General features: G+C 27.4%; 14 protein-coding genes. 2 read left to right on the plus strand and 12 right to left on the minus strand.

Annotated elements, in window-relative coordinates:
• Window positions 1-38 precede the first annotated feature (38 nt).
• A complete protein-coding gene (locus AFAEC_RS05805) occupies window positions 39-380 on the plus strand; it encodes a winged helix-turn-helix transcriptional regulator (protein ID WP_026805620.1) in 342 nt (113 codons plus the stop codon).
• On the opposite strand, the gene AFAEC_RS05810 is transcribed toward AFAEC_RS05805, so the two are convergent.
• The 12 genes from AFAEC_RS05810 to recR form a co-directional block, all read right to left on the minus strand.
• Window positions 381-998 carry a hypothetical protein gene (locus AFAEC_RS05810; RefSeq protein ID WP_026805621.1) on the minus strand — a complete coding sequence of 206 codons (618 nt, stop codon included), beginning with the start codon at window positions 996-998 and terminating at the stop codon, window positions 381-383.
• Window positions 999-1348: 350 nt separating this feature from the next.
• On the minus strand, window positions 1349-2311 hold the full coding sequence (locus tag AFAEC_RS05815; RefSeq protein ID WP_026805622.1) for a FecR family protein: 963 nt from the start codon (window positions 2309-2311) through the stop codon (window positions 1349-1351).
• Window position 2312: 1 nt separating this feature from the next.
• Window positions 2313-2789, minus strand: a complete 477-nt coding sequence (locus AFAEC_RS05820; protein ID WP_026805623.1) for an RNA polymerase sigma factor — start codon at window positions 2787-2789, stop codon at window positions 2313-2315.
• Window positions 2790-2861: 72 nt separating this feature from the next.
• Entirely contained in the window at window positions 2862-4358 is a 1497-nt protein-coding gene (locus tag AFAEC_RS05825; RefSeq protein ID WP_026805624.1) for a Kae1-like domain-containing protein, read from the minus strand.
• Window positions 4342-4929, minus strand: a complete 588-nt coding sequence (locus AFAEC_RS05830) for a HyaD/HybD family hydrogenase maturation endopeptidase (protein ID WP_026805625.1) — start codon at window positions 4927-4929, stop codon at window positions 4342-4344. The genes AFAEC_RS05825 and AFAEC_RS05830 overlap by 17 nt, the downstream gene beginning before the upstream one ends.
• A gap of 33 nt (window positions 4930-4962) precedes the next feature.
• Window positions 4963-5664, minus strand: coding sequence for a cytochrome b/b6 domain-containing protein (locus tag AFAEC_RS05835; protein ID WP_026805626.1), 702 nt, complete (start codon window positions 5662-5664; stop codon window positions 4963-4965).
• Window positions 5665-5673: 9 nt separating this feature from the next.
• Window positions 5674-7398 carry a nickel-dependent hydrogenase large subunit gene (locus AFAEC_RS05840; RefSeq protein WP_026805627.1) on the minus strand — a complete coding sequence of 575 codons (1725 nt, stop codon included), beginning with the start codon at window positions 7396-7398 and terminating at the stop codon, window positions 5674-5676.
• Window positions 7398-8633, minus strand: a complete 1236-nt coding sequence (locus AFAEC_RS05845; RefSeq protein ID WP_026805628.1) for a hydrogenase small subunit — start codon at window positions 8631-8633, stop codon at window positions 7398-7400. The genes AFAEC_RS05840 and AFAEC_RS05845 overlap by 1 nt, the downstream gene beginning before the upstream one ends.
• Window positions 8634-8909: 276 nt before the next feature.
• Window positions 8910-9836, minus strand: a complete 927-nt coding sequence (locus AFAEC_RS05850) for a dUTP diphosphatase (protein WP_026805629.1) — start codon at window positions 9834-9836, stop codon at window positions 8910-8912.
• A 1-nt stretch (window position 9837) separates the two neighbouring features.
• Window positions 9838-11328 carry a PAS domain-containing sensor histidine kinase gene (locus AFAEC_RS05855; protein WP_051487520.1) on the minus strand — a complete coding sequence of 497 codons (1491 nt, stop codon included), beginning with the start codon at window positions 11326-11328 and terminating at the stop codon, window positions 9838-9840.
• Window position 11329: 1 nt separating this feature from the next.
• Window positions 11330-11506, minus strand: a complete 177-nt coding sequence (locus tag AFAEC_RS05860) for a hypothetical protein (RefSeq protein WP_026805630.1) — start codon at window positions 11504-11506, stop codon at window positions 11330-11332.
• Between the two features lie 5 nt (window positions 11507-11511).
• Complete coding sequence (gene recR, locus AFAEC_RS05865; protein WP_026805631.1) at window positions 11512-12084, minus strand: recombination mediator RecR; 573 nt, start codon at window positions 12082-12084, stop codon at window positions 11512-11514.
• A 110-nt stretch (window positions 12085-12194) separates the two neighbouring features.
• Here recR and dnaJ point away from each other — a divergent pair, with 110 nt between their 5' ends.
• Complete coding sequence (dnaJ, locus tag AFAEC_RS05870) at window positions 12195-13304, plus strand: molecular chaperone DnaJ (RefSeq protein WP_026805632.1); 1110 nt, start codon at window positions 12195-12197, stop codon at window positions 13302-13304.
• Window positions 13305-13306: the final 2 nt, after the last annotated feature.

A 13306-nucleotide genomic window follows, 5' to 3' on the forward strand; every position in this document is an offset into this window, starting at 1 on the left:
GTTATAGATTTTTAGTTATACTTCAAAAAAGGAATAATATGATTGAATTAAATGGGAAAATATATGAATGTCCAAGTCAAATTCCAATGGATTTAGCTGATGATAAATGGAAATTTTTAATACTTTGGAATTTATCAACAAAAGATTTAAGAATAAGTGAATTAGCTGAAAAAATAAGTGATATTTCTCAAAGAACACTTAGTAGAAAATTAAAAGATTTAGAAAAAGTATCTTTAGTAAAAAGAGTTGTCTTTGCTGAAGTTCCACCAAAAGTTGAATATTCTTTAACAATACATGGAAAAAGATTGCTAGAAGTATTTGAAATAATGAGTAAGTGGGGAGAACAGTATGCAAAAGAGATGGGAGCAAAAATAGATTAATTATTTCATTGCCATTCGTAAAAATCCCGTAAATCTTGCATTATCATCTCTTAGTTCACTTCTTACACTATTTTTCATAATCTCTAAAATCTTAATATAGTTTTTATAAAATTCAAAAGATGGTTTAGAGTTATATTTTAAATCTTCTATTTCAAAATATTTTATAATATTTTTTGTAGTAGATGGTTTTAAGAAGTAGTTTTTATTTGGCTCAAAATAGTATGGAATTAGAGTGATTATTTGCCATTTGGCAAGATTTTTAGAAGAGAGTAACTCTATAAAATCTTCAAAACTACTTTCTATATCATTATGTAAAATATCCTGTAAATATATACTTAACATATCTTTTTCAAAATTTGTAAAAGATTTTAAAGCTTTTTTTAAAATATCACCTTCATAAAATGAAATAAGTGGAGATTTTAATAAAATTGTAAAAAAATCCTCACAAATTTGTTCGATATTTGAAAAGTTTTTAAGTTCAAAACTATTTTTAGCTAACTTATGAAATTTTGGTGTATTAAATAGCTTTGAAGTTTTTATTAATTTTTCATCTTCAAAACCTTTAGGATAATACTCAAAAAAACTCTCTTCTAACTCTTTTAGTTTTTTTATATTCATAAGTTTTCCTTTTATTCAGAATTATTGTGTTCCATTCTAACAAAAAGAGTTATTAAATCAACTTATTTAGCATTTCATCTATATTTAAATTAATTTTAGAAAAAGCAAACCATTTTTTACCTAAATCCTTTCTCAAAGAGAGTGCTAAAGCACAAGAAACTTGCTCCTATATGATATATCTCTTTTTTATCTATAATTATAAATCTATCATGAGAATTTTTAAAGGTTTTTAACTCTATATTTTTATATTGGATTTTATATTTTTGGAAATCTAAATTTAGTTGTTTTGAGATATTGTTTGTATAAATAGTGAAATTTATATCTTGATATTTTGGATAAAACAGGAATATTTAGAACTTCTTATAAATATAGATAGAATTACCTTTTTTATCGACTTTTATAGGATATATTTTTGATAAAGCAAATATAAATTTATCTATATCATCTATTCCAAAAGAGCCACTTATAGAATATTTTTGAATATCTTTTTGAATTACGATATCTATGTCTTTATATTTTTTAAACTCATCTATAGCTTTTTGTAAAGAGTAGTCTTGGAAAAATAGAACTCCATCTTTCCATGAAGCAATATTTTTTATATCTATATCTTTCAATACAGTTTTGCTACTTTGTTTATCAAAAGAGATATGTTTACCTTGAGTTAAAATTGCTAGTTGTTGAAACTCATCATTTTTATTTTGTTCTACTTTTACTTTTCCACTTATTACATCAACAGCTATTTTATCTTTTTCATTTTTTACTTCAAAATTTGTACCTAAAACCTCTACTTTTATCATATCTGCATTAACTATAAAAGGTTTATTTGGATTTGAAGAAACTTCAAAAAGAGCTTTCCCTTCACTGATATTTACCTCTCTTTTATCACTATAATATTTTATATCCAGTTTTGTTTTTGCATCTAAAATCACTTTTGAACCATCAGGTAAAACTATATCTCTTAGCTCTTTGTTACTTGTATATATATGTTTTATACCAAAATTTAAGTATTCATTTATAGTAAATAGAGTTGCTCCTAATATAAAAATAACAGAAGCTACAATTTTTAAAAGATTTGTTTTTTTTAGAGCTTTTCTACTTTTTATACTTTGATGAACCTCTTGTGAGATTCTCTCTTTTGTACTTTTTGATAAAGAAGAGCATAAAAGTTGTAATCTTTCTAGCTTTTCAAAAGCTTTTTTGTGTTCAATATTTTCATCTATCCAAAAGAGAAACTCTTTTTCTTGATTTTTAGTAAAACCATCTTTTTTACAGGTAAAAAAATAGGCTGCTTTTTCTTCTATACTTTCTTTCATTTTAATTCCACTCTTTCTCTTCTATATACTTTGTAAGTTGTGTAGTAGCATTTATAACATATTTTTGTACTGTATTTAAATTGAGATTTAAGATAGTTGCTATTTGTTTTTTATCATATCCATCAAAGAAATGTAAAACAAAAACCTCTTTTAAATGTTTTGGTAAACTCTCTAAAGCTTCTAAGAGTAACTCCTCTTTTTTGGCTTCTAATAAAATTTCATCTGGTTGTTCATCTTTTGAGCAAAAAAACTTCTCTTCTTCATATTCGATAAACTCTTTATTTTTTATCTTTCTTGATTCATTAAAAGTCAAATTTTTAGCAACTTTATATAAAAAAGCTCTTTCATTTTCTATAACTATATTTTTTTGTGCCTCTAAAGTTTTTGTATAAGTTTCTTGTATTATCTCTAAAGCTTGTTGTTTATCTTTTGTCATTTTTTGAACATATAAAAGTAACTCTTTATAGTATCTTAACATTTTAATAATTTTTCTCTTATTTTTGATTTATACTATCAAAATTAGTTTTAAGAATTCCCAAGTACCCTATTTTTAGTAGTCAATAGGGTATTGTTTTGGTAGGATTATTTTATATTTTTTGCTAAGCTCTTTATAAACCTTATGAAAGAGTTGTCTATTTACAAATATATCTCCACAAAAAACAATATATTTTGCCTCAGTTTTTCTTGCTATTTCTCTTAAATAATCTATTAAAAACTCTGCTAAAAACTCATAAAAAGAGAAACTAAGTGTTTCATTATCTACATTTGCCATTTTGTATGACATAATTGATTGAATAATTTTTCTATAATCCAAATAGTTTTTATTATCAATTTTGATTAATTTCATATCTATTTGAAGAGCATTTACATATCCACTATTTAGTGCTAACTCTTCAAACTCTTTTATATTTGATAGATTTAAAAGTTTTGCTATTGCTTCTATAATTGTTGCAAAACCATTAGTTGAAGATAGTTTTATCTCTTTTGCATAAGGAAATTTCTTTAAAAAATTATCAACTAATCTTTTACAATTTTCATCCATAGAAGAGATATCTTCTAATATTGAGTCTATATTTGTTTGAATATCAGGAATATAAATAACTCTTTTTTCTTCATTTAAAGTTTTTATATCTACAAAACTATTTTTTGAATTTAGTGAAAAATATACTCCAATAGAGTTTATATTTAAAAGATTATGTTCGCATAAAACTGCTTGATAAATATTTGAAAAGGAGTCTAAATACTCTTTTGAAGAGTTAAAAATTTTATCTTTTCTATAATCATATTTTGGATACAAAGTTTTATCATCGTAAATAATAATACTATTTTCTTCAAAACTACAAGCTTTTAACTCCTGTTTTTTAGTTGTATATAAAATATAATCAATTTTTTGCTCTTTAAAGGCTTTAGAAAGTTCAATCTCTTTTGTACAATTTACAAGTCTTGTAAAAATATATCCACTTTTTGAGATATTTTCATCTATATTTTTTAGTTTTAATTTAACTAATGGTCGCTCTATTGAGCATAAAAGATTTAACTCTTCATTTTCAATTATGAAAAAATCACTTAAAATTTGACTATTTGTAAGTAGTAGTTTTACTTCTAAATCGCTATTTTCAAACTCTTCTAGTAAAGTTTTATTTGGTAAAAATAGATTTTTTTCTTCAAAATCAACTATTTCCCCACGACTTAAGCTTACAATTTGACTTAAAAAATCAAAATTAGAGTTTTGTAAAATCTCTTTAACTTTTTGATTTGTTAAAATTTCAAAACTCTCTTTTATATTTTTATCTTCAAGCTCTTTTATATCTTCATTTAACTCTTCAATTAAATATGACTTTTTTAAGAACATAGAGTATGGAAGATTTTTCTCTAAATTTAAGAAAAATTTTTCTATATTTTCTAGTTCATCATCTATAAAAATTAAGATAAATCCAAAATATTGTTTTGTATTTGCTTCTATTTTTGAAGTAATTATAAGCTCATCTATTAATCTTTTAAAATAAAAAGATGTTGAATCATACTCTATTTTATAGATTAGTTTCATGAGTAAAATCTTCTTCATTTGGAATTCTAGTTAGATGTGAGCCATTGTAACTTCCAATTAAACTCTTTACAATATTTTCAACATTTAAATCATCTTTTTTAGTAAGATTAAAGCCTAAATCTTCTATCTCTTTTAAAGCAGTATTTATAAAAAGTGGGAATTTCTCTTCCATTTGTTTTGTAAGCCCTATTTCAACGCTTTGTATATCTTGTGGAACTATTCCTATAATTGTTACATTTGCATGAGAGTCTAAAACTGAAACTATCTCTAACATCTCAACAATTTCAACTTCGTGAGCTGTTTTTCTATATTTTCCAAGTCCCAATAAAACATCACTAGGAAGTCTAAATATACTTCCTGCCTCATCATTGATAGATACAGTATCTAAAATAATGACATTTTTATACTCTTGAAAATATGCCATTAGTTTAAATCCCAATGTTCCACCATCAATTATCTCTAAATTATCACTAAATTCATAGTTTTGTTTTATATATTCACTTGCATAAATTCCTATACCCTCATCTTTAAAGAGCATATTCCCAACACCAATAATAATTGTATCTTTCATAAATATTTAAAGGTTTAAGCTTTTGCTTAAACCTTATTTCTCCTCTTCTTTTACAAACTTACTTCCACCAAAAACAATGGCAATATCGCCCTCTTTCCAAAAAACTGTTCGCCAAATTTGATAGTAAATATGAAACATTACCCAAACTAATATAAAATACATAGCATAGTGATGAGCAACTCTAACTCCCATATTTCCACCAAAAAGATATAAAGTCCAATCAGTTACTAAGTGAAGCATAGCTGGCCACCAAGCTCCAATTGAACTAAGCCCAGCTGCAAGTCCATGAACATAAAGTTGAAGTCCAGTAAAGAGCATAAATATCAATAATAGGTGAAATATTGTAAAAAATACAATATTAAAACTATCACTATGGCTTGAGTCAAACTTTTTTCTTCTATTAAGTGTAATTAGATTTAAAAATACCTCAAAAAACTCTACAAGATTTGTTTTTGTAGGGATTAATTTTTTATATGGTTTTTCAAATCTTGAAAAGAAGTATAAATACCCAACTAAAATAGCAGTTACATCAAAAATAATTGCTACTATAAAGTGAGCCCATCTATTCCAAGCCATAACATATTTATCTACTGCTGGATCAGCTATAAATGTTTGGTAATATGGATGTCCTATATATAAACCTGTAATTACTGCAATAATCATACTAAAGAAAGTTACCCAATGAACTATTCTCATAGTTGCAGTCATTCTTTTTATTTCTCTATTTTTAGACATGGTTCTTCCTTAAATTGGATTTACTTTATAAACACCAAGCTCTTTACCATTTGTATCAATTAGGTGAACTGCACAAGCAATACATGGATCAAAACTATGAATAGTTCTTAAAATTTCTAAAGGTTGCTCAACATTTGCTACTTTTGTACCAATTAAAGCAGATTCATAAGCTCCCATTCTTCCTTTATAATCTCTTGGTGCTGCATTCCAAGTTGAAGGAACAACTGTTTGATAGTTTGCTACTTTTCCATCTTTGATTTTTACCCAATGTCCTAATGCACCTCTTGGAGCCTCTTCAAGTCCAAAACCTTTTGTATCTTTTGCAACTGTATTAAAATCAAACTCTGTCCATGTAGATAGATCTCCATTTGCAACATTTAAAGCTAATTCATCTACCCACTCCATCATAATATCAGCCATTAATTCACTCTCTATTGCTCTTGCTGCTGTTCTTCCAACTGTTGAAAATAGAACTGTTGCTGGAAGATTTGCATTTGTTAGAAAATTTGTAACGTATTTTTTAATTCTCTCATCATTACTTGCAAACCCAACAATCATTCTAGCTAGTGGACCTACTTCCATTCTCTCATCATTGTAAAGTGGAGATTTAATCCAAGAGTATTTATTTTGTGTATCTAAATAAGCAATATTATTCTCTTTTTTTCCAAAACCAGTATAGTTTGGTTTTGTAACTCCATCAAATGGGTGAAGATTTGTATTTCCCTCATACCAAGCATGAGTTACATCTTCAGTGATTTTTGTCTCATCTAGTTCATAAACTTTACTTAAATCTCTGTTTTTTACAATTCCTGTAGGGAATAATTTTTTTGATTTATAAAATGGTAAATCATCAAGATTAAATCCACCATAAGTCATATAGTTTCCTAATCCTCCTCCAGTTCCATTTAATGCCTCTTCACCATACATAGTTCCAGCCATATAAATATCACTTAGATAAGCCTCTTTTATAAATTTTCTTCCTTTTTTTAAGAGTTGTTTAAATTCAGCAATTCTTGCAGGATTTTTAATATCTTGTACACAAGTAACTCCACCAACAACAAAAGATTGTGGATGAGGATTTTTCCCTCCAAAAATAGCCATCATTTTTGCTAACTCTCTTTGAAGTTCAAGAGCATCAAGATAGTGAGAAAGTCCTATTAAGTTCTGTTCAGGAGTTAGTTTAAACCCTTCACTTCCCCAATAAGCATTTCCAAAAATTCCAAGTCTTCCTTGTTTTATATATTTAACAACTCTCTCTTTTACTTGAATATATACATCTTCACTTGCATTCCAAGCTCTTTGTCCACTTACACTAGCCCATTTTTGAGCTTCAGCAACAGTTGCTTTTGGGTCAGCTTCTAAAGCTTTTGTAATATCAACCCAATCAAGAGCATGAAGATGATAAAAATGAACCACATGGTCGTGTAGATATAAAGCACCTTGAATAAGGTTTCGAACTAATCTTGCATTTTTGGGAATAGTTACATTAAAAGCATTTTCAACAGCTTCAATACTTCTTTGATAGTGAGTTCCTGTACAAACTCCACAAATTCTCATAGCAAGTAATCCACAATCTCTAGGGTCTCTTCCTTTTAAAATTTCTTCTATTCCTCTAAACATTGTAGAAGATGAAAAAGCATCAGTTATAACATTGTTTTCATCTATAATTGCTTCAATTCTAAGATGCCCTTCAATCCTTGTGATTGGATCTACTACTAAATGTTTCTTTGTCATTATCTCTCCTCATTTTCATTTGATTTCTTACCAGCAACAACACTTGCAATTGCATGAACTCCAATACCAACAGCAGTTGCAGTTAAAAGTCCTAAACCAAACTCATCAACTGTTTTTTCAACACCACCAGTTGGTGCTTTTATCCTAGCATTTGCCATAGGTCTTTCATATGCATATTTATCCCAAAAATCAGGCTCACTACAGCCAATACAGCCTCTTCCTACACCAACTGGCCAGTTTGTACCTTCGTTATATCTAATAATTGAACAGTTATTAAATGTCATAGGACCTTTACAGCCAACTTTATATAAACACCAGTTATTTTTAGCACCTTCATCTCCCCACTCTTCTACAAACTCTCCTGCATCAAAGTGAGCTCTTCTTTCACAATTATCATGAATTCTATACCCAAAAGCAAATTTTGGTCTTAAAAGCGAATCAAGTTCTGGAACTTGTCCAGTTAAAACATAGTGTAAAATTACTCCTACCATATTTGCTGGATTTGCAGGACAGGCTGGAATATTTACTATTGGTTTTCCTTTTACTAAATCCATAACTCCAACTGCACCAGTTGGGTTTGGAGCAGCTGCTGGAACTCCACCAAATGTAGCACAAGTTCCAACAGCAACAACAGCAGCAGCATCTTTTGACATTCTTATTAAATGGTCATAAAAAGTCTCTCCCATAGCTCCAATAGTTCCATATTGACCATTCATTGCCATTGGAATTGCACCTTCAACAAAAAGAAGATATTTGCCTTTAAAATGTTCAACTGCTTCTTCCAATTGTTTATCTGCATCGTGACCAGCTGCTGCTTGAAGAGTCTCTTGGAACTCTAAACTTAAAACATCAAATAGTAAATCATCCACAGTTGGAGCAGAACTTCTTAAAAGTGCTTCAGAATTTCCAGCACAATCTTGAAGTTCTATCCAAATAACTGGAACTCTATTCATCAGTTCAGTTGCTTCGGCAACAAGTGGAGCAAACATAGGAGGGAGCATAAGTGTAGCAGTTGTTGCACTAACCCACTTCATAAAATCCCTTCTATTTATACCCTCTCCCTCTAAAATATCCATCATATCAATATTTTTAAGAGGTTCTTGTTCTCTTAAAGATTTAAGTCTTGCTTTTGATTGTTCAAATAAAGAGTTATAAAATTCATCACCTTTATTTGTATCAATTCTAATAGATTTTTGAGTAAAAACTTCTCTTACTCTTTCTATATTATCATTCATATTTGCTCCTCCTACTTAAAAGTAAATATTCATAGTAAAAGTATTCCAAATAAGCTTATAATCGCATAAAAGTTTTTTAATAAAAATCGATTATTTCAGAGTGTTTTTTAAAAAGGTAAAAAAAAGTTTACGATTTTCTAGAGAGTCTTTTTGAAAAACTGTTCTAAAAATATATAAGAGTAAAGTAATTTCAGTTTTTTTTAATTTTGTTACGATTTTACACTAAATCTAATAGTTTATAAAAATTATTTTCTACAAAAAAGTAGTATTAAACTACTATTTTGCTAAGGAGTATTCAATTTTTAGATTATTATATAATTCATCAAAACTTACATTTTCTATTTTTTCTAAAAGAGAAACCATTACAACATTATCCTCTTTTCCATTCCATATTTTTTTGTAAGTTCCCTCTTTATAGCCATTATCTTGTCTAAATTGATTTAAACAATTTTTACCAATATACAATTTTTGAAGCCAATTAAAAGATAAACCAGAAATTTTACAACATCTAAAAAATTGGTCGATAAATCTCTCTACACCACTAAATGATGGCATATTCCCCGTATCAATTGCTAAAGCAATATAAGATAATTTTTCAGCCTCTTTTACCATAAACTTTATATCAATATCAGAAGAAGCTTCATAAATACAATGAGTATTTACTAAAGATACTGCTTTAGGTACATTTGTTTCTTGAAGAATATAACTCATTAAGAAGTGCCAAATATCAACTAATTCAACATGAATATTATTCATATCTGGATTTGAATTTATATTTTTCCAATGCTTCCAAGGAGTTGATTCAATAAGCTCTGAAACTTCCATATGTATACATCTTAACCAATTTATATCTTTACCAAACTTATTTACACCTAACTCCCAATTTTTTCCATTTGTTGAATCATTTAGCTGTTTTTGAAGTAAAAACATCTCTTCTAATTTATGTGGAAAAGATGAAGCCTCTTCCAAAAGTGTAGCTAAAGGTAAACACTCTTCAACTATATTTTGTAAAGCCCAATTTGTAGGAAGAACATCTTTTTCTCCCTTTAAAATATGTAGTAACAAAGAGATTGTATAAGGAACTTCATTTTTTGTCTCCCAAGATAAAATATCATCAGAACTAACTCCAGAATATTTTATAAAATCTTCAATTGTTATAAAACCTAAACTTTTAATGCCCTCTTTAAAATCTTTATAAATCAAATTATTCTCCTATTTTTAATGGTAATTCTATAGTGAATTTTGCTCCATTTTCACTATTTTCTACATATATTTTTCCAAAACTATATTGTTCAATAATAATTTTGCTCATATATAAACCTAAACCTGTTCCATTTTTGTTGTTTTTTGTTGAAAAATATGGGTCAAATATTTTATCCATAATTTTAATATTTATTCCGCCACCATTATCTTCAAATTCTACAAAAAGTTTCCCATCTTTTTCAAAACTATTTATCAAAATCTCTTTTTTTTCAATATCTTTCTCAATCATAATATCACAAGAGTTTTTAATTAAATTTATAAATACCTGTACTATTTCATTTAAAAAAACCTCTATTTTTGAGTTAGAGCTATTTATAAAATTTATTTTTATAGAGTTTAATTTTAATAAATATGATAAAAAATCTATTGATTTATTTAAAATATTTTCAATATTTGTCTCTTCTTTTCTCTTATTTGGTTTAAAATAATCTCTAAAATCATCTATTGTTTTTGACATATAATCAAGTTGTAAATTTATTCCATTTGTTACATCTTCTAAAATATCATCACTAATTTCACCTTTTAACATTTTTATCATAGGAAGCTTTTGATTTAGTATAGAAATTGCTTGTAAAGGTTGCCTCCATTGATGAGCAATAATACTAATCATCTCTCCCATAGCTGCCGATTTAGATTGTTCTATTAATATTTTTTGTTTATTTTTAAGCTCTATACTAGAAGTTATATCCTCATTTATAGAGTCATACCCTATAATATTTGAGTTTGAGTCAAAAGTTGGAAGAATTGTAGTTTTTAGCCAAAAAATCTCTCCATCTTTTTTAACATTTTTTAAAACACCACTCCACATTTGCCCTGATTTTAAAGTATTTTTCAACTCTTCTATCTTCTCTTTTTGAGAGTTAGGATAGTTTAAAATATCAAAATTCTCTCCTACTAATTCAAAAGCTTCATATCCTGTAAGTTTACAAAAAGCAGTAGAAATAGATGTAATTTTACCTTCAATATCACATCTAATCATTAAAACATATTTATCAACAATATCAATTGATTTATTTAAGGCACTTTCAACTTGCTCAATAGATTTTGAGTAGATATCTAAAAGTTCAGAAAGTATAGTCTTAAAATAAAAATCAACTCTTTTTTCTAAAAAAGATGATTTTATTTTTTCATTATTTGCAAAATCTATTAAAGCATCTTTAAAAGCCAAAAATAGAAGGAAAAACTCATTTATTTTAATATTATGTTTTTTTAAATATTTAATAAAATCAATAATTGCGTAATTACTCTTACTTTTTTCATTATTTCTTACAACTAAAATATAGTACTCAAGTAAGGCAAAAGCATATCTTTTTATTAATAAATTCTCATCTAAAGAGTACTTTTTGATAAGTTCTAAAACACTAGCTGAAGAGATCCACAATCTAATTAATGAGATCTTATTTTTTTCTATCTGTTTTAAAAACTCTTCCATTTTACTCCTCAAAATTTTTTAGTCTATAAAATTTACAATCCTGTCCACTACTTCTTTTTACAACAACTGATGGGATTTGTCCTGATTTAAAACCATAAGCTTTGCAACCATGACCACGCCCTGCTTCCCAAGTTACATAATAGTAGATGCACTTTTGACAAATAACTCTTTTTTCCATAACTTTTAAATCTCTACCCTACTTTGTATAGCTTTTGATAGTGATAATATATCTACATTTTCCAAACTAACTCCAGTTGGAACACCTTGTGCTATTTTTGTAAATTGTAAATCATACTCTTTTAATTTACTCTCTATAAAAAGGATAAAAGCATCATTTGCAATAGATGGTGTTATAGCAAACAGTATACTCTTAACACTATTATTTATTATAAATTTTTGAAGCAGATTAATTTTATCAATTTCCAATTCATCTATTACAAAATATCTTCCATCAAAAGTTTTTGAATCTTCTATAATAAAAATATCTTTTGCACTTTGGACTATACAAAGTTTTTCATTATCTCTACTCTCATCTAAACAAAATTCACAAATTTCATGCTCACTCATAGAACCACATCTTTTGCATTTTGTAATATTTTTAAGAGCATTTTCTATACTATGTGAGAGTTTTATTCCACAATAGTTATCATTCATTACAATATGATAAGCCAATCTTAATGCTGATTTTTTTCCAATTGTTGGAAGAGACTCAAATGCCTCAACTAATTCATAAAATTTTTCTAATCCTCTATTCATTTTAAGATTATATCTAAATAAAAATTAATCAATTAATTTAAATTTATTATCTTTTTAGATAGAATTCAGGCTTTAAAAATTTAATTATTTATTATTATGGAGAATTGATTTTGGTAGAGATAGATTATTATGAGCTATTAGAGATAGAAAAAAGTGCTGACAAAACAGTTATAAAAAAAGCATATAGAAAACTAGCTATGCAATATCATCCTGATAAAAACCCAGGAGATTCTGAAGCTGAAGAGAAATTTAAAGCAATAAACGAAGCTTATCAAGTTTTAAGTGATGATGAAAAAAGATCCATTTATGATAGATATGGGAAAGCTGGGCTTGAAGGTCATGGTCAAAGAGGTAGCGGATTTGGTGGTTTTGATGACTTAGGTTCTATTTTTGAAGAGATGTTTGGATTTGGAAGAAGTCAAAAAAGAGAAAGAAAAACTTATAGTTACAATCTTGACATTGTTGTTGATTTAACTTTAGAATTTAATGAAGCTGTTTTTGGGTGTAAAAAAGAGATAAACTATAAATATAAAACAGCTTGTAAATCTTGTAGTGGAACAGGTGCAAAAGATGGTAAATTAGAAAATTGTAGAACTTGTGGTGGTCAAGGGCAAGTTCATTCAAGACAAGGATTTATGACATTTGCACAAACTTGTCCTACTTGTGCTGGAAGTGGAAAAGCAAAAACTAATGAGTGTAAATCATGTTCTGGTTCTGGATATGAAGAACAAAAAGATAACTTTAAAGTAGATATTCCTGAAGGTATAAATGATGGAATGAGAATGAGAGTTTCAAATAGAGGAAATATAGCACCAAATGGTCAAAGAGGAGATTTATATCTACAAATAAAAGTAAAAGAGGATTCTCATTTTGTAAGACATGATGATGATATATATTTTGAAGCCCCTATTTTCTTCACTCAAGTAGCATTGGGAGCTAAAATTAAAGTTCCTTCTTTAAGAGGAGAATTAGAGCTTGAAATTCCAAAAGGAACAAAAGACAAACAACAGTTTACTTTTAGAAACGAAGGTGTGAAATCAGCTCAAGGTTATGGAAAAGGTGATTTAATTATTCAAGTAAAAATTGAATATCCAAAAACTCTAACAGAAGAACAAAAAGAGTTACTTTTAAAACTTCAAGAGAGCTTTGGCGTAGAAAGTACTCCTCATGAAACAAAATTTGAAGGAATGTTTGATAAGGTTAAAAAATGGTTTTCATAAAT

Source organism: Aliarcobacter faecis, from assembly GCF_013201705.1.
Taxonomy (GTDB): Bacteria; Campylobacterota; Campylobacteria; order Campylobacterales; family Arcobacteraceae; genus Aliarcobacter; species Aliarcobacter faecis.